Origin of the sequence: Nocardia sp. NPDC059180 (assembly GCF_042754945.1) — a bacterium.
Taxonomy (GTDB): Bacteria; Actinomycetota; Actinomycetes; order Mycobacteriales; family Mycobacteriaceae; genus Nocardia.
Genome location: NZ_JBHZBU010000012.1, coordinates 15,159 through 36,458, shown reverse-complemented (window position 1 = coordinate 36,458; position 21,300 = coordinate 15,159). Strand labels below are relative to the sequence as shown.

The window sequence follows — 21,300 nt, the reverse complement described above, 5'->3', positions numbered from 1 at the left end:
TGCATGGTCGTGCATAATCATCACATGGTTGATTCCTCGGACGGATCCGTCGTGCGCGTCGCGGTTGCTGGTGCGAGTGGGTATGCGGGCGGCGAAGTGCTCCGCCTGCTGCTCGGTCATCCGGACTACCGATCCGGACGCCTGGTCATCGGGGCGCTCACCGCGGGGACGAACGCAGGTACTCGGCTGGGTGCGTTGCAGCCGCATCTGCTGCCGCTGGCCGATCGGGTGCTCGCGCCGACCACCGTGGAGGAGCTGGCCGGCCACGATGTCGTCTTCCTCGGTCTCCCGCATGGGCAGTCCGCCGCGCTCGCCGAGCAGCTCCCGGACTCGACGATCATCATCGACTGCGGTGCCGACTTCCGGCTGAGTGACGCGCAGGCCTGGGAGAAGTACTACGGCACCCCGCACGCGGGCACCTGGCCCTACGGTCTGCCGGAGCTGCCCGGCGGCCGGGACCGGCTGCGCGGCGCGACCAGGATCGCCGTCCCCGGCTGCTATCCGACCGTGGCCAGCCTGGCGCTGGCGCCTGCGATCGCCGCGGGCATCATCGAGCCGAACGTCAACGTCGTCGCGGTCAGCGGCACCTCCGGCGCGGGCCGCAAACTCGACGTCGGCCTGCTCGGCTCGGAGGTCATGGGCTCGGTACGCGCCTACAGCATCGCGGGCGCACACCGGCACACCCCGGAAATCGCGCAGAACCTGAGCGCCGCAGGCGGCACCGACGTGAAAGTCTCCTTCACCCCTGTGCTCGCGCCGATGCCGCGTGGCATCCTCGCCACCTGCACCGCGCCGATCCGGGTAGACGTAGCCGAAGCCCGCGCCGTCTACGAAAAGGCATACGCGGACGAGCCTTTCGTGCACCTGCTGCCCGAAGGTGTACTGCCGCAGACCGGTGCGGTGCTCGGCTCCAACGCCGTCGCCCTCCAGGTCGCCATCGATGAGGCCGCAGGCCTGCTCGTGGTGATCGGCGCGGTCGACAACCTGACCAAGGGCACCGCGGGCGCCGCGGTGCAATCGATGAATCTGGCCCTCGGAATCGACGAGACCGCAGGACTTTCCACCGTAGGAGTGGCACCGTGACGACATCCGACACCGCCGACGGCAAACTGATCCGCACCCAGGGTGTGACCGCGCCGCTCGGTTTCCGCGCCGCGGGTATCGCCGCCGGGATCAAGGCCAATGGCAACCCCGATCTGGCGCTGGTGTTCAGCGAGGGTCCGGAGTACGCGGCGGCAGGTGTGTTCACCAGCAACAAGGTCAAGGCCGCGCCGGTGCAGTGGTCGCAGCAGGTGCTGAAGTCCGGTGCGCTGCGCGCGGTCATCCTCAATTCCGGGGGCGCCAACGCCTGCACCGGTCCCGGCGGTTTCCAGGACACCCACCGCACCGCCGAGGAATTGGCTACCGCGCTGAGCAATTGGGGCACCGAGACCGGCGCGGGGGAGATCGCGGTCTGCTCCACCGGCCTGATCGGCGACCGGCTGCCGATGGACAAGCTCATCCCGGCCGTCACCGAGATCGTGCACGAGATGGGCGGCGGCATGTCCGGCGGCACCGACGCCGCCTACGCCATCATGACCACCGACACCGTGCCGAAAGAGGCGTCGTTCCACCACAAGAACAAGTGGAACGTCGGCGGCATGGCCAAGGGCGCGGGCATGCTTGCGCCGTCGCTGGCCACCATGCTGGTCGTGCTCACCACCGATGCCCACGCCACCGCCGAACAACTGGATCAGGCGCTACGCAAGGCCACCCGGCTCACTTTCGACCGGCTCGATGTAGACGGATCGTGCTCCACCAACGACACCGTGCTGCTGCTGGCCAACGGTGCCAGCGAGGTCACCCCCAGCCAGGACGAACTCGACGCCGCCGTGCTCGCGGTCTGTGACGATCTGGCCGCTCAGCTGATGGCCGACGCGGAGGGCGTCACCAAGCGGGTTGTCGTCACCGTCACCGGCGCGGCGAACGAGGACGAGGCCCTGATCGCGGCTCGCGCCGTGGCCCGCGACAGCCTGGTCAAGACCGCGCTGTTCGGCTCCGACCCGAACTGGGGCCGGGTCCTGGCTGCTGTCGGCATCGCACCGATCACCCTCGACCCGAATGTGATCTCGGTGTCGTTCAACGGCAATCCGGTCTGCATCGACGGCATGGGCGCACCGGGCGCACGCGAGGTCGACCTGTCCGGCGCCGATATCGAGGTGCTCATCGATCTGCGGCTCGGCGAGGGCACCGCGAGCATCCGCACCACCGACCTCTCGCACGGCTACGTCGAAGAGAACTCGGCCTACAGCTCATGACCGCCGATATCCTGCACAGCCTGTCGGCTCTGGACAAAGCCCACGTTCTGGCCGATGCCCTGCCCTGGCTGCAAAAGTTCCGCGACAAGATCGTCGTGGTGAAATACGGCGGCAACGCCATGATCGACGATCGGCTCAAACACGATTTCGCCGCCGATATGGCGTTCCTGCGCACCGTCGGTGTGCACCCGGTGGTGGTGCACGGCGGCGGACCGCAGATCAACGCCATGTTGAAGCGGCTCGGTCTCACCGGTGAGTTCCGCGGTGGTTTCCGGGTCACCACGCCCGAGATCATGGACGTGGTGCGGATGGTGCTGTTCGGTCAGGTCGGGCGTGAACTCGTCGGGCTGATCAACGCCCACGGTCCGTACGCGGTCGGTATCTCCGGCGAGGACGCGCATCTGTTCACCGCGACCCGCCGTACCGTCGACGTGGACGGTGAACCCACCGACATCGGCCTGGTCGGCGACGTGACCGAGGTGAACCCCGCCGCGGTCCTCGACCTCATCGGTGCAGGCCGCATCCCGGTGGTGTCCACCATCGCCCCCGACGCCGACGGCGTCGTCCACAACATCAATGCCGACACCGCCGCGGCCGCACTGGCCGAGGGCATCGGCGCGGAAAAACTGGTGGTCCTCACCGATGTCGAGGGCCTCTACACCGACTGGCCGGACCGGTCGTCGCTGACCTCCGCGATCGACGCGAACGCACTGGCGGAGTTGCTCCCGCGCCTGGATGCGGGCATGGTGCCCAAGATGGAAGCCTGCCTGCGCGCGGTCCGCGGTGGGGTGCCCAGCGCGCACGTCATCGACGGACGCGTCCCGCATTCGGTGCTGCTGGAGCTGTTCACCGGAGAGGGCATCGGGACCATGGTGACCCCCGCGTCGCCCGGGCGGACGAGCGAAAACGGAGCCGGAGCATGAGCACAGAGCAATTGCAGCAGCGGTGGTCGGCCGCCCTGATGCACAACTACAAGACCCCCGACATCGTGCTGGTACGCGGTGCGGGCGCGGTGGTCTACGACGCCGACGGCAATCGCTACGTCGATTTCCTCGGCGGGATCGCCGTCAACAGCCTCGGCCACGCCCATCCGGCGATTCTGGAAGCGGTCACCCACCAGCTCGGCACGCTCGGGCACGTGTCCAACATCTACGGCAACGAGCCGGTGATCGAGCTGGCCGAACGCCTGCTCGATCACTTCGGAGACGGCCGCACCGGTGAGAGCAAGGCCTTCTTCTGCAACTCCGGCACCGAGGCCAACGAGGCCGCGTTCAAGATCGCCCGGCTCACCGGACGGCGCAAGATCATCGCCTGCGACGAGGCCTTCCACGGGCGCACCATGGGTGCGCTCGCGCTCACCGGGCAGCCGTCCAAGCGGGCGCCGTTCGAGCCGATGCCGCCCGGCGTCGTGCACGTGCCCTACGGCGACGTCGCCGCGCTGGAGAAGGTCGTCGATTCCGACACCGCCGCGGTCTTCCTCGAGCCGATGATGGGGGAGAGTGGTGTCGTGGTGCCTCCGCTGGACTACCTGGTGCGGGCACGGGAGATCACCGCGAAACACGGTGCGCTGCTGATCCTGGACGAGGTGCAGACCGGCATCGGGCGTACCGGCAAGTTCTACGCCCACCAGTCGGTCGGCATCGTGCCCGACGTCATCACGCTGGCCAAGGGGCTCGGCGGTGGTCTGCCGATCGGTGCGGTGCTGGCCACCGGCAAGGCGGCCGAGCTGCTCACCCCCGGCCTGCACGGCACCACCTTCGGCGGTAATCCCGTCTGCGCGGCGGCCGCACTCGCGGTGCTGCGCACCATCGATGAGCAGGGCCTGCTCGAGCACGTCGAATCACTGGGCAAACGGCTCAGCGACGGTATCGCGCTGCTCGAACATCCGCTGATCGACCATGTGCGCGGTGCCGGACTGCTGATCGGCATCGTCCTCACCGAGGACGTGGCCGCACAGGTCGAGGTGCGGGCGCGGGAAGCCGGGTACCTGGTGAACCCGGCCAAGCCGAACGTCATCCGGTTGGCGCCGCCGCTGGTGCTCACCGAAACCCAATCCGACAACTTCGTCGCCGATCTGCCGGAGATCCTCGATCTGGCCGCAGCCGACGCGAAGGGAGCCTCCGCATGACGTTGTCCGATTCCTCCCCGGTGAACGGTTCCGCGCCCGCCGCCGCGAACGTGCGGCATTTTCTGCGCGATGACGATCTCACGCCGTCCGAGCAGGCCGAGGTGCTCGCGCTGGCCGCCGAACTCAAGGGCGCGCCGTTCGCGCGTCGTCCGCTGGAGGGCCCGCGCGGGGTCGGGGTGATCTTCGAGAAGAACTCCACCCGCACCCGATTCTCGTTCGAACTCGGCATCGCCCAGCTCGGCGGGCACGCCGTGGTCGTCGACGGCCGCGACACCCAACTGGGCCGCGAGGAGACTCTCGGCGACACCGGACGGGTGCTCTCGCGCTATGTCGACGCCATCGTCTGGCGCACCTTCGAGCAGAGCCGGCTCGACGAAATGGCGGCGACCGCAACGGTTCCCGTGGTGAACGCGCTATCGGACGAGTTCCATCCCTGCCAGGTGCTCGCCGATCTGCTCACCCTCACCGAGCAGCTGGGACCGCTGACGGGCCGCAAGCTCGCCTACTTCGGCGACGGCGCCAACAATATGGCGCATTCGTTGCTGCTCGGCGGCGTCACCGCCGGGCTGCACGTCACCATCGCCGCGCCGGAGGGTTTCGCGCCGCTGCCGGGGGTCGTCGAGGCCGCGCGGGCCCGTGCTGGCGAAACCGGTGGAAGCGTCACCCTCACCGACGATCCGCGCATTGCCGCCGAGCGCGCCGACGCCCTGGTCACCGATACCTGGACTTCGATGGGCCAGGAGAACGACGGTCTCGACCGGGTCGGCCCGTTCCGCCGCTTCCAGATCAACACCGGTCTGCTGGCAAAGGCGCAGCCGAACGCCGTTGTGCTGCACTGCCTGCCCGCTCATCGCGGCGAGGAGATCACCGACGAGGTGCTCGACGGCCCGCAGAGCGTGGTATGGGACGAGGCCGAGAACCGCCTGCACGCCCAGAAGGCACTGCTGGTGTGGCTGCTGGACAGACAGAACGGCCAACGATGAGCGTGCCCACCTCCGACACCGGCGTCCCGGGTCCGGCCACCGCCGCGACCAGGGCCGGACGACAGTCGCGCATCGTGGCGCTGCTGTCGGCCCACTCAGTACGCAGTCAAACCGAACTCGCGGCCCTGCTCGCGTCCGAGGGCATCGAGACGACCCAGGCCACCTTGTCCCGTGACCTGGACGAACTCGGCGCGGTGAAGCTGCGCGCCGCCGACGGCGGTGCCGGTGTCTATATCGTCCCCGAGGACGGCAGCCCCGTCCGCGGCGTCACCGGCGGCACCGGCCGCCTGTCGAAGTTGCTCGGCGACCTCCTCGTCTCCACCGACGCCAGCGGCAACATCGCAGTCCTGCGCACCCCACCCGGCGCCGCTCACTTCCTCGCCAGCGCCCTCGACCGCGCAGCCCTGCCCTACATCGTCGGCACCATCGCAGGTGATGACACCATCGCGGTGATCGCGCGTGAACCACTCACCGGCGCGGAGTTGGCCGCGGAGATCGAGCGGTTGGCGTAACGCACGTCCGGCGTGAATGGCCGCCGTTCCATGCGATGCGGCGGGGTCAGGGCTCCAGCGGACCGACCGTCTCCGACGGCAGCCTGCGCACCGGCGAGGTCTCTCGGAAATGGACGAGAATGTGGAACGCTCCGGACAGTGACTCGACGGCGATATGTTCGTCCGCGTCGCGGTCGGGCGAGTACATACCGCTGATGGTGCGGGCGATCGTTGGTCCGCGCAGCCAATCGCGCACGGCGCCGGCGGCCTTGCCGCGCACGTCGATCCAATGATCGGTGAGCCCTGCCGCGCCGAGTGTGGCATCGAGCCATCCGGGCGCCGGCTCGGGAGCGACGGCGACGCCCAGATCGCCGTGGTGGAACCCGATCGCGATCGAGAGGTAGTCCGCGCCCAGTGCGGCCGCTAGATAGCTACCCGCGCTGATGAAGTCGCTGTCCGGCGACAGCCCGACCCGTGGCGCGGATGCGGCGGTGTGCGCGATGCCATCCCAGTACACGATCTTCGCGCCGGTGCGGTCGTGCCAGTCGAGTATCCGGCGTGCCGAAGGCTGTTCGTCGTAGGCGAAGCCGCCCTTGCCGGCAATGCTGTTGGCGTGGAAATCGACGATCCGGCGGGCATGGTCGAGGACCGTCTGCGGTGCGGCGAGCTGCGCCACCAGCGTGTACGCATCGCGGGCGTGCTCGAGGAACGGCCGACCCGGGTGCGTTCCCAGAGCGCGCTGCACGTGCTCGTCGACCGTATGCGCGGTGCGAATCGGCGAGTAGTGGGTGTGCAGCTGCGCTACCGCGTGCGGCGCAACCCGGCGAACATGCGCCAGCACGGCGTCGTAGTCGGCGGGCTCGGCCAGCGTCGGCTCGACGCCGAATATCCGCACGGAGTCCTCCGGGTGGTGCCGATTGAATTCGGCGATCCAGTAGAGCGTTTCGGCCATCTCCTCGGTCCGCCACGGACGCCACGCCTCCGCCAGCAGCGCACGCGCGTCGCCTTGGCCGGTGCGGAGGAAGTGGTCGAGACGTTCCCCGGCGGCGGCCGTGTCCTGGATGGCCAGGGCGCGGAATCCATACCGGCGCACCAACTCCTGGAAAACCTGACCTCGGATCCCGAAGGTCTGCCTGGAGAACCGCGTGGATTCACCTAGTCCGATGACCCGCGCAGCGCCGACCGCGTCGGCGATCGCGGCACCGTCGGCCACCGGACGCGCATTCTGTCGAATCCACTGCGAAATCTCTACTGCCGACATGCTTTCCATCCTTCGACCACCGACTGCGGCGACTCATAGCGTAGTGATTCCGAGGACCGCCGGAGCGATCGCGACCAGCATCAGGGCCGCCGGGACCGGGCTTCCCCCGAGATCTTTTGCGCGCAGGTGCGACGCCGCCGCGCCGAGGAAGTACAGCACCACCCCGATGGCGGCCGCGATACCCAGCGGCCGGTAGACGATTCCGGCCAGCAGACCCGCGGCACCGGCGAACTCCAACGCCGCGAGTGCCGGGAACCAGCTCAGTGGCACGCCGAGCCGGACCATTGTCGAGGTGACCTCGTCGTCCTTGATGAGCTTGGCGCGCCCGGAGACCACCAGCACGACCGACAGCAGCACCGCCAACACGATGTATGCGATGAACACAATTCCTCCAAGAGCTTGGTAGATGGGCGCAGGTGCTGCGAGGGGGTTCTGACCTGGTCCTCAGCGCCGCGACAAGAAGTAAAGTACAACGTGCATTGCACAATGTAAAGTGGTCGTTGTCATTCGATCAGGAAGGCACTGATGAACAGCACGTCTCAGCGGCTCGGGCGGCCGCGTAAAGGTTCTGTCGACAAGCGGCAGGCCATCGTGGACGCCGCGCGCACCGTGTTCGGACGCGTGGGATACCTGGGCGCGAGCATCGATCTGATCGCCGCCGAAGCCGAGGTATCCACCCGCACGATCTACAACCACTTCGCGAACAAGGAAAAACTCTTCGCCACCACGGTGAGCGAGAGTTCCGAGCACGTCGCAGCCACCCACATCGAGATCATCGAGCGGCATCTTCGCGATGACCTCACCGCCGCGGACCTGGAAAAAGCGCTGGTGGGTCTGGCCAAGGAATGGCTGCGATCGGATGCGGCCATCGCCGAACACACCGCACTCGTCGGCCGGATCCCCGCCGAGAGCAAAGAACTTCCGCCCGAACTCGTCGCGGCATGGCGAGAATCCGGACCTGCCCGTGTGCAGCGGGCCCTGGCCGGCCAGCTGGCTAGCCTCGGCGAACGCCGCCTGCTGCGCATCGATGATCCGGCCATCGCCGCCCAGCACTACATCGTGCTCATCACCAACCGCTGGACCAGCGGCGCGGGCGGCACCACCGAGCCGTCGCACGAGCAGATCGACGCCAACGCCGAAACCGGTGTGCACACCTTCCTGTACGGCCACCTTCCCGGCCGGTGACCGGGATCGCGGCGGGCACCCACCTGCCTGGCCGATGACCAGGTGCCGGGTGCTCGCTGACCGGGGCATGCCCGCAGGGGCTCATGTGCTGCTCGGCCTCATCCGGCTGTGCGGTGGCGCGGATGCTTTCAGATCACCACCCAGCACCGCGGCTGCTAGCCGGCGAACATCTCGTCGGCGGACGCTGCCGTTAGCACCTTGGTAGTCCAACGGGCGGACTGCGGCAGGGTCCGCCGACCGCACTCGGTCGGTGATGGAGGCGGGCAAGGGCCCGAACTTCCTTGATGGACGCACCGCAGGTAGTTCGAGGTCGAATGGCGCGGCGGCGTGTGGCCGACGATGACCACCCCTTATGTATGCGGGCCGTCATCGAGGAATCGGTGCTCGACCGACCTGTCGGCGGACCGAGAGTAATGCTGGGTCAACTTCGGCAGCTGCTCGACCTCACGCAACGTGAAAAACGTAGAACTGCGAATCATGCCGACTCGGGTCGCGGTCCATGACGGTCTGGATGACGAATTCACGCTGCTGGATTTCGACGCGGCGCAGGGGATCGGATACCTGGAGCTCGCCGCAGCCTGCGTCAACGCCCCGCACATCATTGCCGGTGCCCCGGCGATCACTCGCCACTCCGACGGCTCGGTCACCCTCACCGGCTCCGCCGTCATCCTGCGCTACACCGCTGGCGAATGGGGAGCCTTCATCGCAGGCGCCCGTGACGGCGAGTTTGCCGCAGCCTGACTCTGCCAACCGGTAGCCCGGCAAGTTTCGGATCGACGGCGGAGGCTGAGAATGTCCGGTGCTGGCGAGTCGGCCTCGGCCCCTTCAGCTGAGCTGTTCGGCTAGGTCCCGGAGGATTCGGCGTCGCACCGGGACTCAGTCATCAGGCGAAGATTTCTTCAGGGGGTGTGCCGCTCAGTATCTGTGCCGTCCATCTGCGGACGTCGGCGGGGTCTGCTGACCGTGAGGATGTATTTGATGATCGCGATCAGGTCGTTGACTGTTGTTTGCGGCTGTGTTGGTTCTGTTCGAGGTGGCGGCGCCAGATGGCGACGATGTATTCGAGCATCCGGAACGGCATGAGTCTGTCGCTGCGGGATTGATGTTCGATGAGTAGGTAGATGAAGGCAGGGTGGTCGTCGATCCGGGTGCGGTAGAGCAGGTCGCTGTAGCGGCAGCGCAGTTGCGATGTGACGAAGCTTCCTGGTTGCAGCTCGAGGGAGGGGCAGTCGATCCGAGCGCCGATCTCGCTCGGTAGAACCGCTCGCAGCTCACTCGCGGCGTTGTCGGGGCGGGCCATGACGTGCCGGAAGTAGGCATCGTGGGAGTTGGAGCCGGACTCGACCATGGCGGGGAAGCTACACCGGGCCACCGACACTCTTCGCTGCTTAGCCCAGCGCGCGTATCACCGGAGTCACAGTGCCGCATCAGTGGTGTGACGGCGTGGCCGCAGACCTGCAGGGGCGATGGTCGAGACCTAGGGTCGTGACTGGCCGAGAACGTCCTGCGAGAAGGAGGCGTCGCGTTATGCCGAAGTACTTGTGGCGGGTCAGCTACACCCAGGAGGGGGCATCCGGGTTGCTCGCGCAGGGCGGCAGCGTCCGCCGAGCGGCCATCACGGAAATGGTCGAGAGCGTGGGCGGACATGTCGACGCCTGCTATTTCGCCTTCGGCGACGACGACCTGTTCGTGATCGGAGATGCTCCCGACGAAGTGTCGGCCGCCGCGCTCGCCATCCGGACCGCAGCGTCTGGCGCCGCGATATCGCACACCGTGGCACTGCTGACGCCCGAGCAGGTCGACCAAGCCGTCGCGCGAGAGGTCACTTACACGCCGCCTGCCGTATAGGGATGGCTTCGGGGGCGGACGACTGCTCCGGGTGTTCGTCACGGCGCTGATGCTCGCGGCCCCTGGACTCGCGGCGGCCGATTGTCCCGTGCGTTGCCCCCACGTGTGAGGGTCGAATCGCCGCTGCGAATGACAGCGCTGCCCTTGTCGCGATCGGCCCGGCTACCGGTGTCGATCATCATCCGCGCGAGGGACCGGCCCAGTGGCCGTGGAAGTCGCGTCATCGCCAGGTGGATCGGCGAGTGACGCGCGAGGCCGGTGCCACGCGGGTCGACTCGCTATATGGGTGGGCTCGCATCACCCGGGCTCGCGCTCATGGCGTGAACCCGTTAGGCGCGCGATATCAGTAGTTGCGCCCCGGCGGATACTCGGAGAAGAACTGCTGGAGCAGGGGCGTCGCCACGTCTAGTCCGTGTTTGGCAATGCCGAGGGCGGCGTTGCCGAGGTTGATGACGACGAAACCGATGACGTCGCGGTTCTGTTCGGCCAGGTCCCGCAGTGGTTCGATGATGTTGGTGAACATGGTGTCGGTCCTTCGGCATCCGGTGCGGATGGGTATCGCCAGAGTCCCACACACTGGGTACGCTGCCAAGGCTTCAGGCACAATCGCCGCAGGCAGCGGCCATCGCAACCCCGGCTGTGAATGAGATTGCATCATCATGCATAATCATTTCCAGGCGCGAGCCCAACCGGCGACCAGCAAGCTGCTCACCGCAGCCGCGCAGACCCATACAGACTTAGGAGCACCAGATCATGTCCGATCGCGTCGTACTCGCCTACTCCGGTGGGCTGGACACCTCCGTGGCCATCAGCTGGATCGGCAAGGAGACCGGCGCCGAGGTCGTTGCCGTTGCCATCGACCTGGGTCAGGGCGGCGAGGACATGAACGTGGTGCGCCAGCGCGCCCTCGATTGCGGCGCCGTCGAGGCCATCGTGGTCGACGCCCGCGACGAGTTCGCCGACGACTACTGCCTGCCCACCATCCAGGCCAACGCCATGTACATGGGCCGCTACCCGCTGGTGTCGGCGATCAGCCGCCCGCTCATCGTCAAGCACCTCGTCGAGGCGGCCAAGTTCCACGGCGCGAGCACCGTCGCGCACGGCTGCACCGGCAAGGGCAACGACCAGGTGCGTTTCGAGGTCGGCATCGGCGCGCTCGCGCCCGACCTGAACGTCATCGCGCCGGTCCGCGACTACGCCTGGACCCGTGAGAAGGCCATCGCGTTCGCCGAGGAGAACGCGCTGCCGATCAACGTCACCAAGAAGTCGCCGTTCTCCATCGACCAGAACGTGTGGGGCCGCGCCGTCGAGACCGGCTTCCTCGAGGATCTGTGGAACGCGCCCACCAAGGACGTCTACGACTACACCTCCGACCCGACGGTCAACTTCGAGGCGCCCGACGAACTGATCGTCACCTTCGAACGCGGTGTGCCGGTCGCTATCGACGGCCGCCAGGTCTCCGTGCTCGAAGCGATCGTCGAGCTGAACACGCGCGCAGGTCGCCAGGGTGTGGGCCGTCTGGACATGGTCGAGGACCGTCTCGTCGGCATCAAGAGCCGCGAGATCTACGAGGCGCCCGGCGCCATCGCCCTGATCGCCGCCCACCAGGAGCTGGAAGCGGTCACCATCGAGCGCGAGCTCGGCCGCTACAAGCGTCAGGTCGAGCAGCGCTGGGGCGAGCTGGTCTACGACGGCCTGTGGTTCTCCCCGCTCAAGCGCGCGCTGGACGCCTTCGTCGGCGAGACCCAGGAGCACGTCTCCGGCGATATCCGGATGGTGCTGCACGGCGGCAACGTCGTCGTCAACGGCCGCCGCAGCGAGCAGTCGCTCTACGACTTCAACCTCGCCACCTACGACGAAGGCGACACCTTCGACCAGTCGCTGGCCAAGGGCTTCGTCCAGATCCACGGCCTGTCGTCGAAGGTCGCCGCGCGCCGCGATCTCAACCAGAAGTAACCAGTTCGACCTGTGATGCCGGGCCGGCTCTTGTAGTTTCGGCCCGGCATCGCCATGTCGGCCATAGGCGTGCGCGCGGCCCGGCCGATTACCGTAGTTCTCGACGTGCCCGGCCGAGCCGAACATCAGCAATCAGACCCGAGGAGACACCCACACCATGACGCAGAGCGGCGGAACCAACGAAGGTGCGCTCTGGGGCGGCCGATTCGCGTCCGGGCCTGCCGAGGCGATGGCGGCGCTGAGCAAGTCGACCCACTTCGACTGGGCGCTGGCTCCCTACGACATCCGCGCCTCGAAGGCGCACGCCAGGGTGCTGCACAAGGCGGGTCTGCTCTCCGACGGTGATCGCGACGCCATGCTGGCCGCGCTCGACCAGCTCGCCGCCGACGTGGCCTCCGGCGTGTTCGGCCCGGCCGAATCCGATGAGGACGTACACGGCGCCCTCGAGCGCGGACTCATCGAACGCGCGGGCACCGAGCTCGGTGGCAGGCTGCGCGCAGGCCGTTCCCGCAACGACCAGGTGGCGACGTTGTTCCGGATGTGGTTGCGCGATGCGGTGCGCCGGGTCGCGGCCGGGCTGCTCGAGGTTGTCGACGCTCTCGTCGCGCAGGCGGCGGCCCATCCGGACGCCGTCATGCCCGGTAAGACCCACTTGCAGGCCGCACAGCCCGTGCTGCTGGCACACCAACTGCTGGCGCACGCGCATCCGCTGTTGCGTGACATCGACCGGCTGCGTGACTTCGACAAGCGGGCAGCCGTCTCACCCTATGGTTCGGGCGCGCTCGCGGGTTCCTCGCTGGGTCTGGATCCGGAGCAGATCGCCGCCGACCTGGATTTCGACGCCGCAGCGGCGAACAGCATCGACGCCACCTCCGCACGCGATTTCGCCGCCGAAGCCGCGTTCGTACTGGCCATGATCGGAGTGGACCTGAGCCGGATGGCCGAAGAGGTCATCATCTGGAGCACACCGGAATTCGGCTACATCACCCTCGCCGACGCGTGGTCCACCGGCTCGTCGATCATGCCGCAGAAGAAGAACCCGGACGTCTCCGAACTCACCCGCGGCAAAGCGGGCCGACTGATCGGCAATCTCACCGGCCTGCTGGCCACTCTCAAGGCGCAGCCGCTGGCCTACAACCGGGATCTGCAGGAAGACAAGGAGCCACTGTTCGATTCGGTGGCCCAATTGGAGCTGCTGCTGCCCGCCATCGCCGGCCTGGTCTCCACCCTGACCTTCCACACCGACCGTATGGCCGAACTCGCCCCGGCCGGTTTCACCCTCGCCACCGACATCGCCGAATGGCTGGTGCGCCAAGGTGTTCCGTTCCGGGTGGCGCACGAAGCCGCCGGTGGTTGCGTGCGTGCGGCCGAAGCCCGCGGCGTTGGGCTCGACGAACTGACCGACGAGGAGTTCGCCGCCGTCGATCCGGCGCTCGGCCCGCAGGTCCGTGAAGTGTTGACCGTCGCCGGATCGATCGCATCGCGTAACTCGCGGGGCGGTACCGCCGGCGTCCGGGTCGCCGAACAGCTGGACGAGGTGCGTGCCGCCGCAACCGGCGCGCGCGCCTGGCTGGGCTGAGGCTTCCGAACTCGCGGCCCAGTTCGGGCCGGGCTCGGTTCTGCGTGTGGGCCGTGACCCGGATAACTCATTCGACCCGTCACATACAGCGTTGCCCGCTCGTCCTTGAAGTGCAGGTATGGACCTTCACGAGTAGGGACGGCCATGGATCGATCACAAGAAACAGACCAAGCCGGTGCCGGTGAGCTCGCCGAGAGCTCGACACCACAGGCACAGGCGCGCAGACGTCGTCGGTGGCCGCGATGGCTGTTGGCCGTCACCGCGGTACTGGTAGCGGTCGCGCTGTTGGGCGCATACGTCTGGCAGCCCGCGGAATCCGGTCGCGACTTCCGTTCGCCGTATCTGGCCGAGATGGGCTCGCACTACGCCGACACTGCGACGGCGCGTTTCCACTACCTCACCGCGGGCACCGGCACACCGGTCGTGCTGCTCTCGCCCGGCGGGACCTCGGTGATCGGCTGGAAGGATCAGGTCGAGGTGCTGGCGCGCGACCACAAGGTCTATGTCGTCGATCTTCCCGGCCAGGGCTATACCGAACTCCGGGACGACGATTTCCGATTCGACCTGGACGCGATGACCGCCGCGATCGGGACATTCCTCGACGCTGTCGGTGTGAAAGAGGCCGCGCTGGCCGGTAATTCCTGGAGCGGAGGGTGGGCGCTGGCGTTCGCGCAACGCCATCCCGAACGCGTCAGCAAGCTGGCGCTGCTCGACGCGACCGGCCTCGATCTGCGCGGCACCTGGATGTGGGAAGCGCTGAAAATCCCTGTGATCGGGGAGATAGCGACCAAACTTTCCACGGGCAAGGCGACGGTGCGCAGACTCGCCGACGGCATGATGGTGAATTCCGACCGCGTGACAGATCAGCTCATCGACGAATGGTGGGCGCCGATGACCTTCCACGACAACATCCGCGCCACCTACCTGCTGGAACGCCGGCTCGACTGGTCCGTCACCGAACGAGCGCTTCCGTCGACCCGCACACCGACCTTGGTGCTGTGGGGTGCGCAGGACACCGTCCAGCCCGTCGAACGCGCGCACCGCTTCGGGGATCTGATGCCCGACGCGCGGGTGGAGATCCTCGACGGCTGTGGTCACGTACCCCAGCTGGATTGCCCCGATCGGGTGAATCAGCAGCTGACAGCTTTTCTGGCCGACTGAATTCGCTGCGTGCGAGCCGGTTTCGTGGCCGGGGGAGCGGGGTGCCCCCGGCGGCGTGCCCGCTAGTCTGCGCCCATGACGTTCCTGTTCCTCGCGTTGGCCATCGTTTCGGAGATCTCGGCGACGGTATCGCTGAAGCTGTCCGAGGGCTTCACCAAGCTGGTGCCGTCGATCGTGGTGGTCGTCGGGTACGCGGCGGCGTTCTTGTTCCTGTCGCAGGCATTGAAGCGGGGGATGGGTGTAGGGGTCGCCTACGGCATCTGGTCGGCTGTCGGGGTGGCGGCGGTGGCCGTCATCGGGGCGTTGTTCCTGGACGAGCGGCTCACCTTGGTGCAGGTGGGTGGGATCGTGTTGGTGATTCTCGGCGTCGTGGCGTTGGAACTGGGTGGGGCGCACTGATTTTCGCGATCATTGGACCCTCGTATGGGTTCGGTGGATGACACCGCGGGCGCGTGAGGCGACTATTGGGTGCGATACCGATGTGCGCGGCTCCTACCTGCCGCTGCTGGCTTCCGCTGCGCACTCATACCATCTGGACCGCTACCAGGCCTAAACCAATAGCGCTACGTAGATATGCGCATCAAGCTATGTGTGTGTGATTCCAGTTCAGAACCCGCAACAACCAACCTCACGAAACCGCCAGGGAGTGGCAGGGTTGAGCGCAAATCGCAGTGACCAGGAGCCGATGCGCTCCGGATCCGCAGGCTCACTCGTAGCATGGCGCCCGGATATTCGGAGCGAAGGAGACGCGCGATGCAGGCACAGATCCCCGATACGGCTCTGGCCATGCTGCACGATCGGGCGATCGCGGTCGTCGACCGGTTCGCGGCCGAGCTGCCGCTCTACGAGGGCCTGCCGCAGTCGTTGATCGAAGGCGATTTCCTGCACGGGTCGCGGTTGAACGTGGAGTTGTTCTTCGCGTACCTACGCACGGGCCGGCTCCCGGACGAATCCGACACCAGGGAGATCGTGGATCTGGCGGCGGGGCGCGTGCGCGATGGCGCGCCGTTGGCGGAAGTGCTGAACAACTACCGGATCGGCGCGCACGTCGTGCGTTCGCAGCTGGCGGAGTCGGGATCCGACGAGGACGCCGCGATCCTCCGGGAAACCGCTGAGCCGCTGATCGAATACCTGCTGACGGTCACCGGGCGCATTGCGGTAGCAGCCGCGGAAGGGGCCCAGGAGCCCGGTTGGGAACAGCGCGAACGTCTGCGCGTGGTCGCCGATGCACTGCTCAGCGGTACCGACCCGGGCGAGTGGCTACCGGGTTCACCGACACCCATCGGTACGGCGTTCCATGTGGTGGTCTTCCGGGTAGGTGACGGTGATCCGGCCGCGCTGACCGAACTGCGCAACGCGATCGATGCGGCACCCGGTTCGTTCGTCCGGATGGACCGTCGCGGCTGGACGGCACTGTTGCCGTGGGCAGAGCCGGTCGACGAGGAGGTGCCCGGTTCGCTCGCCGAACTCGTGCCGAAGTTCGCCGCCCGCACCGATTGCGGATGGTGGGCCGGTGTGGCGCGGGCGGCGACCAGAGCCGAGATACCCGCGGCTTTCGCGGAGGCCCGGGTCCTGGCCGAACTCGGCCGCTGCTTGGAACGGAGCGAACCGGTATGCCTGCGCCGGGAGTTGCCCTTGGAGTACACCCTGGCCCGCAGCGGCGCGGCCTGCGCCGATCTGGCCGCGGTGCTGAACCCCCTCGATGATCAGCAACAGTTGGCGCAAACGCTGGACCTCTACCTCGACACCGACTTCAACCAGCTCGGAACCGCACGCGCCCTCTACGTCCACCGAAACACCGTGACCTATCGGCTCGCCCGCATCCACGAACTCACCGGGTTCGACCCCGCCTCGGCCGCAGGCGCCGTGCAACTCGCCGCCGCCCGCACCGCACGCCGGATTCGGGGCGGCCACTTCGGGGAGTGAGCCGACGAGGCTTCCGCGGTATCGAATGTGGATAGACTCCGATTCGCACTGTCTTGTCCCCGATGGAGATAGGAAGTTCGCATGAACCGTCGATTTGCTGCCGCCCTTGCCGTCATCGCCGCACCATTGCTGATCACCGCCTGCGGTGACGACGAATCCACCGACTCACCGACGACTACCACGCACGCGGTCACGACGACCCAGGCAGCGAATAATGCGGGTGCAACCGTTGCCCCCACCCAGCATCCGGCCCCGGCCCCCACCACCGGTCAGCGCGGTGCCGACGGCTCCACCGGCAACAACCTCACCCCTGAATACTGTGCACGCAACCAGGATCCGGGCTGCCCGGCAGGTAGCTATGTCGGCCCCAACGCCATCCCGAACCCCAACGGTGACGGCTCGTATGTGCCGTGCGAGGGCACCATCTGCACCAACCCGAACCACGGCGCGGGCCCCAATCCGCACGAAAACGGCGGCTCGACCATGCCGAACCCGAATGGTGACGGCAGCGTCGTGCCGTGCGAGGGCACGATCTGCACCAACCCCAACCACGGCGCAGGGCCCGATCCTCAGGAAAACGGCGGCCAGTCGATGCCGAACCCGAACGGTGACGGCAGTGAGGTGCCCTGTGAGGGCACGATCTGCACCAACCCGAACCACGGCGGCGGGGAGTAGGCCGGGCCGAGCGAACTCGCCGTCGGTGAGGCGGCCGTTCGAGAGGTGGACTATCGCACCACTCGACGGTCGCCTCCGTTATATCGAGATCGAGTCGGCGCCGCCGCCGATGTCAGGTGGACGGCTGAACTGCGGCCGTGGCGATATCGAGCGCAGAACCCAACCATGGGCTGTAGCTGTCCGCGTCGTCCGCCAGCGCAGCGCGCAACTCCACGGGATCAACCCATGCGTAGTCGGCTACCTCGGCCGGATGCGGATGCGGGTCGATGTCGTCGAGCCGGCCGATGAGCACGTGATCCCATTCGTGCTCCACCCGTCCGGAAGCCGGGTCCTCGGCGTGATAGCGGAAGACCCCGGCCTCGGTCAGCGCGGCGCGCACACCCATTTCCTCGATCAGCCGCACCCCGGCGGCTTCGATGACCGAGCCTCCCGGCGCGGGATGACCGCAGCATGTGTTGGACCAGCGGCCCGGGAATCGAGTCTTGATCAGGGCCCGCTGTTGCAGCAGCACCCGCCCGGACCGGTCGAACAGCAGCACCGAGAACGCGCGATGGAGCAACCCCGGTGCTCGATGCGCCTGCGCCACCTGGCACGAGCCGACCGCACGGCCCTCGTCGTCGACCAGCTCGACGTCGAGGGTCTCGCGGTCGATCTGTGGGTTGGCGAGGGTATCGGTCACAAATCCCACCATATCTGCGGCATTGTCGCCGTCCCTGCTCACGGCGGTCCATGATGTAACACATCACAGCTGACACATGATCGAGGCGCGATATGGGAAGCTCGTTCGAACACATCGGGGTGTGTGATGGGCGTCACGTTTCAGAGGGTAGGGCTGGGAGCGGATCGTGAAGTGGAGTGTGCGAGAGATGGCCGGATCGATGCAGCGGCTGATGGCGACCGCGCAGAACGGTCTGGAGGTGATCCGTTTCGGCGGGCTGAGCCATGACGTCGAGTCGTCGCCGTTCGAGGTGGTCGAGCGCCGCCGCATGTACCGGCTGCGACATTACTTCCCCGACGACACCACCCCTGGCCGCCCGGTCGCGGTGCTGGTGCCGCCGCTCATGGTCAACGCCGACATCTGGGATGTCAACGCCGAAGGCGGCGCGGTCGGCATCCTGCACAATGCCGGGATCGACTGCTGGGTGGTCGATTTCGGTTCACCGGCGATCGAGGAGGGCGGCTGGGAGCGCGATCTGGCCGACCATGTCCTCGCCGTCGACAGCGCCATCGACACCGTCTGTGAGGCGACCGGTGCCGGCGTGCACCTGATGGGCTATTCGCAGGGCGGCATGTTCGCCTACCAGACCACCGCCTTCCGCTACGGCAAGGGCGTATCCAGCATCGTGACCTTCGGCAGTCCGGTCGACATCGTCGCGGGAATGCCGTTCGGCCTGCCCTACGGCATCGCCTCCGATGTCGCCGATTTCCTGGCCGACCATGTGGTGACAAGGCTGCCGATCACCGATTCGATGGTGCGCATCGGCTTCCAGATGCTCGATCCGGTGAAAACGGCGAAATCGCGGATCGACTTCCTGCGTCAGCTGCACGACCGGGAGGCGCTGCTGCCGAAGGAACGTCAGCGCCGCTTCCTCAACAATGACGGCTGGGTCGGCTACGCGGGTCCGGCGGCAGCGGATCTGCTCAAGCAGTTCGTCGCGCACAACCGGATGATGCTCGGCGGTTTCGTGATCCGCGATCAGCCGATCTCCCTCGCCGAGCTGAAATGCCCGATCCTGGCCTTTGTCGGCGAGGTCGACGACATCGGCCAGCCTGCCGCCGTCCGCGGCATCGTCCGAGCGGCACCGAACGCCGAGGTGTACGAGGCGACGCTGCTGGCCGGGCATTTCGGTTTGGTCGCGGGCAGCGTTGCCACGAACCACACCTGGCCGATGGTGCGCGATTGGATCGGCTGGGTCGACGGCAGCTCGGCGCTGCCGGAACAGATCACGCCGATGGCCGAGCACGTGGACAGCAACCGTCCGCGCACCGCGACCACCCGTGTCGTGCACACCGCGGCCGCGCTGGCCGAGGCAGGCACCGGGATGGGTCGCGCGCTGGAAGGCATAGCGGGCAACACCGTGCGCGGATCGCTGGAGCTGGCAGGCGAAGCCGCGCGTGCACTGCCCCGGTTGACCCGCCTCGGCATGATCCAGCCGCACACCCGCATCTCGCTCGGCAAGCTCATGGCCGAGCAGTGCAAGCGGGCGCCGCTGCGGGAATGCTTCCTGTTCGACGACCGGGTGCACACCAACGAAGCTGTCGACGTCCGGATCGACAATGTGGTGCGCGGTCTGATCTCGGTCGGGATCCGGCCCGCGACCCGCGTCGGCGTCGTCATGGAGACGCGCCCGAGCGCCCTGGTCACCGTGGCCGCGCTGTCGCGGCTCGGTGCCGTCGCGGTGCTGCTGGCACCGGGTAGCGAGCTGCGCAGTGCAATCGAGCAGACCGGCACCAAGATCCTGATCTCGGATCCGGAGAACCTGCGGCATGCGGCGGCGACCGGTCAGCGGGTGCTGGTGCTCGGCGGTGGCGACGCCCGCGGCCTCGACATTCCACAGGGCGAGGACGTCATCGATCTGGAGCAGATCGATCCAGCGAAGGTGCGGCTGCCCGCCTGGTACCGCCCGAACCCCGGCCGGGCTCGCGAACTGGCATTCGTGCTTGTCACCGGCACGGGCAACCGGTTGGAGATCAAGTACATCACCAATCACCGCTGGGCGCTGTCGGCCTTCGGCACCGCCACGGCCGCCGACCTCGACCGCCGCGACACCGTCTACTGCCTGGCGCCACTGCATCATTCGTCGGGACTGCTGGTCAGTCTCGGCGGTGCCGTCGCGGGTGGCAGCCGGATCGCTCTGGCCCGGTCGCTGGATCCGGCGCGCTTCGCCGAGGAAGTGCACCGCTACGGCGTCACCGTGGTGACCTACACGTGGACGATGCTGCGCGACATCCTCGACGCCCAGGTCTTCCCCGTCGGCCATCAGCATCCGATCCGGTTGTTCATCGGCTCCGGTATGCCTGCCGGACTGTGGCGCCGCACCACCGAGCAGTTCGCGCCGGCCCGGGTCCTCGAGTTCTACGCCTCGATCGAGGGCGATGTGGTGCTGGCCAATGTGTCGGGCACCAAGCCCGGCTGCAAGGGCAGGCCGGTCCCCGGCACCGCGCGTGTCGAATTGGTCGCCTACGACCCGGTGACCGAGCAGATCGAGGTGGACGAATCCGGATTCGCGCGTCGCTGCGCCGACAACGAGGTCGGTCTGTTGATCGGGTCTGCCTCGGAGGGCGTCGACCTCTCTCGCGGCGGCTTGCGCGGGGTCTTCACCGCGGGTGATTCGTGGATGCCGACCGAGAATCTGTTCCGGCGTGACTCCGACGGTGACTACTGGCTGGTCGATCGCACCGACACCGTCATCCACACGCCGCGCGGCCCGGTGTACACGCAGCCGATCGTCGACACCCTCAACGACGTCACCGCGGTCGATATGGAGGTCGCCTACGGTCTGCCGGTCGGCGACCGGACGCTGGCGGTGGCGGCGGTGTGTGTACGCGGCGGCTTCAAGCTGGAGCCCAAGGACGTCAGCGAAGCCATGCGCGCACTCGACCCGCGGCAGCGACCCGATCTGGTGTGCGTGGTGGACGAGATTGCGCGTAGCGCGTCGTACCGGCCCTCGACTCGCGCCGTGCAAGCGGCGGGGCGTCCGCAGCCGGGGCCGGATACCTGGTGCTACAACGCGGAAACCGAGTCCTACGAGGTCCTGACGGAATCCGCCGGAAGCGAACTACTCGGGTGAATTGTGCGGTCCGGGCGGT

Annotated in this window: 21 protein-coding genes and 1 pseudogene; 17 read left to right on the top strand and 5 right to left on the bottom strand. The window is 67.4% G+C overall.

The window, feature by feature from the left end:
* Positions 1-24 precede the first annotated feature (24 nt).
* The 6 genes from argC to ACFXNW_RS28415 are packed head-to-tail and all read left to right on the top strand — an operon-like array spanning position 25 to position 5,920.
* Complete coding sequence (argC, locus tag ACFXNW_RS28440) at positions 25-1,083, top strand: N-acetyl-gamma-glutamyl-phosphate reductase (RefSeq protein WP_379420883.1); 1,059 nt, start codon at positions 25-27, stop codon at positions 1,081-1,083.
* On the top strand, positions 1,080-2,297 hold the full coding sequence (gene argJ / locus ACFXNW_RS28435) for a bifunctional glutamate N-acetyltransferase/amino-acid acetyltransferase ArgJ (RefSeq protein WP_379420882.1): 1,218 nt from the start codon (positions 1,080-1,082) through the stop codon (positions 2,295-2,297). Before argC ends, argJ begins: the two co-directional genes overlap by 4 nt.
* Positions 2,294-3,220 (top strand): acetylglutamate kinase, encoded by a 927-nt coding sequence (argB, locus tag ACFXNW_RS28430; RefSeq protein WP_379420881.1) that lies wholly within the window; start codon positions 2,294-2,296, stop codon positions 3,218-3,220. Before argJ ends, argB begins: the two co-directional genes overlap by 4 nt.
* Positions 3,217-4,425 carry an acetylornithine transaminase gene (locus ACFXNW_RS28425; RefSeq protein WP_379420880.1) on the top strand — a complete coding sequence of 403 codons (1,209 nt, stop codon included), beginning with the start codon at positions 3,217-3,219 and terminating at the stop codon, positions 4,423-4,425. Before argB ends, ACFXNW_RS28425 begins: the two co-directional genes overlap by 4 nt.
* A complete protein-coding gene (gene argF / locus ACFXNW_RS28420) occupies positions 4,422-5,408 on the top strand; it encodes an ornithine carbamoyltransferase (RefSeq protein WP_379420879.1) in 987 nt (328 codons plus the stop codon). The genes ACFXNW_RS28425 and argF overlap by 4 nt, the downstream gene beginning before the upstream one ends.
* Entirely contained in the window at positions 5,405-5,920 is a 516-nt protein-coding gene (locus ACFXNW_RS28415) for an arginine repressor (RefSeq protein WP_379420878.1), read from the top strand. Before argF ends, ACFXNW_RS28415 begins: the two co-directional genes overlap by 4 nt.
* 46 nt (positions 5,921-5,966) lie before the next feature.
* Here the strand turns inward: ACFXNW_RS28415 and ACFXNW_RS28410 are convergent, their stop codons facing one another.
* On the bottom strand, positions 5,967-7,160 hold the full coding sequence (locus ACFXNW_RS28410; protein WP_379420877.1) for an erythromycin esterase family protein: 1,194 nt from the start codon (positions 7,158-7,160) through the stop codon (positions 5,967-5,969).
* A 33-nt stretch (positions 7,161-7,193) separates the two neighbouring features.
* Positions 7,194-7,544 carry a DoxX family protein gene (locus tag ACFXNW_RS28405; RefSeq protein ID WP_379420876.1) on the bottom strand — a complete coding sequence of 117 codons (351 nt, stop codon included), beginning with the start codon at positions 7,542-7,544 and terminating at the stop codon, positions 7,194-7,196.
* A 141-nt stretch (positions 7,545-7,685) separates the two neighbouring features.
* Between ACFXNW_RS28405 and ACFXNW_RS28400 the strand changes: the two genes are divergently transcribed.
* The 3 genes and pseudogenes from ACFXNW_RS28400 to ACFXNW_RS28390 all read left to right on the top strand — a co-directional run bounded on the left by ACFXNW_RS28400 (position 7,686) and on the right by ACFXNW_RS28390 (position 9,086).
* Complete coding sequence (locus tag ACFXNW_RS28400; protein WP_379420875.1) at positions 7,686-8,345, top strand: TetR/AcrR family transcriptional regulator; 660 nt, start codon at positions 7,686-7,688, stop codon at positions 8,343-8,345.
* A gap of 278 nt (positions 8,346-8,623) precedes the next feature.
* Positions 8,624-8,848, top strand: a pseudogene (locus ACFXNW_RS28395) (Scr1 family TA system antitoxin-like transcriptional regulator); the annotation flags it as partial.
* Entirely contained in the window at positions 8,799-9,086 is a 288-nt protein-coding gene (locus ACFXNW_RS28390; RefSeq protein ID WP_379420874.1) for a Scr1 family TA system antitoxin-like transcriptional regulator, read from the top strand. The pseudogene ACFXNW_RS28395 and the gene ACFXNW_RS28390, both read left to right, overlap by 50 nt.
* Before the next feature lie 247 nt (positions 9,087-9,333).
* On the opposite strand, the gene ACFXNW_RS28385 is transcribed toward ACFXNW_RS28390, so the two are convergent.
* A complete protein-coding gene (locus ACFXNW_RS28385) occupies positions 9,334-9,693 on the bottom strand; it encodes an Rpn family recombination-promoting nuclease/putative transposase (protein WP_379420873.1) in 360 nt (119 codons plus the stop codon).
* Positions 9,694-9,872: 179 nt separating this feature from the next.
* Between ACFXNW_RS28385 and ACFXNW_RS28380 the strand changes: the two genes are divergently transcribed.
* Entirely contained in the window at positions 9,873-10,193 is a 321-nt protein-coding gene (locus ACFXNW_RS28380; RefSeq protein WP_379420872.1) for a GYD domain-containing protein, read from the top strand.
* Positions 10,194-10,536: 343 nt separating this feature from the next.
* On the opposite strand, the gene ACFXNW_RS28375 is transcribed toward ACFXNW_RS28380, so the two are convergent.
* A complete protein-coding gene (locus ACFXNW_RS28375) occupies positions 10,537-10,716 on the bottom strand; it encodes a hypothetical protein (RefSeq protein ID WP_163825681.1) in 180 nt (59 codons plus the stop codon).
* Positions 10,717-10,946: 230 nt separating this feature from the next.
* Between ACFXNW_RS28375 and ACFXNW_RS28370 the strand changes: the two genes are divergently transcribed.
* The 6 genes from ACFXNW_RS28370 to ACFXNW_RS28345 all read left to right on the top strand — a co-directional run bounded on the left by ACFXNW_RS28370 (position 10,947) and on the right by ACFXNW_RS28345 (position 17,490).
* Positions 10,947-12,149, top strand: coding sequence for an argininosuccinate synthase (locus tag ACFXNW_RS28370; RefSeq protein ID WP_379420871.1), 1,203 nt, complete (start codon positions 10,947-10,949; stop codon positions 12,147-12,149).
* A 157-nt stretch (positions 12,150-12,306) separates the two neighbouring features.
* Entirely contained in the window at positions 12,307-13,728 is a 1,422-nt protein-coding gene (gene argH, locus ACFXNW_RS28365; RefSeq protein ID WP_379420870.1) for an argininosuccinate lyase, read from the top strand.
* Between the two features lie 144 nt (positions 13,729-13,872).
* A complete protein-coding gene (locus ACFXNW_RS28360; RefSeq protein WP_379420869.1) occupies positions 13,873-14,889 on the top strand; it encodes an alpha/beta fold hydrolase in 1,017 nt (338 codons plus the stop codon).
* Positions 14,890-14,964: 75 nt separating this feature from the next.
* Positions 14,965-15,288, top strand: a complete 324-nt coding sequence (locus ACFXNW_RS28355; RefSeq protein ID WP_379420868.1) for a DMT family transporter — start codon at positions 14,965-14,967, stop codon at positions 15,286-15,288.
* Positions 15,289-15,642: 354 nt separating this feature from the next.
* Complete coding sequence (locus ACFXNW_RS28350; RefSeq protein ID WP_379420867.1) at positions 15,643-16,815, top strand: PucR family transcriptional regulator; 1,173 nt, start codon at positions 15,643-15,645, stop codon at positions 16,813-16,815.
* A gap of 81 nt (positions 16,816-16,896) precedes the next feature.
* A complete protein-coding gene (locus ACFXNW_RS28345) occupies positions 16,897-17,490 on the top strand; it encodes a hypothetical protein (RefSeq protein WP_379420866.1) in 594 nt (197 codons plus the stop codon).
* 112 nt (positions 17,491-17,602) lie between these two features.
* Here the strand turns inward: ACFXNW_RS28345 and idi are convergent, their stop codons facing one another.
* On the bottom strand, positions 17,603-18,169 hold the full coding sequence (idi, locus tag ACFXNW_RS28340) for an isopentenyl-diphosphate Delta-isomerase (protein WP_379420865.1): 567 nt from the start codon (positions 18,167-18,169) through the stop codon (positions 17,603-17,605).
* 187 nt (positions 18,170-18,356) lie between these two features.
* Between idi and ACFXNW_RS28335 the strand changes: the two genes are divergently transcribed.
* Entirely contained in the window at positions 18,357-21,281 is a 2,925-nt protein-coding gene (locus ACFXNW_RS28335) for an acyl-CoA synthetase (RefSeq protein ID WP_379421026.1), read from the top strand.
* The last annotated feature ends 19 nt before the right edge of the window (positions 21,282-21,300 follow it).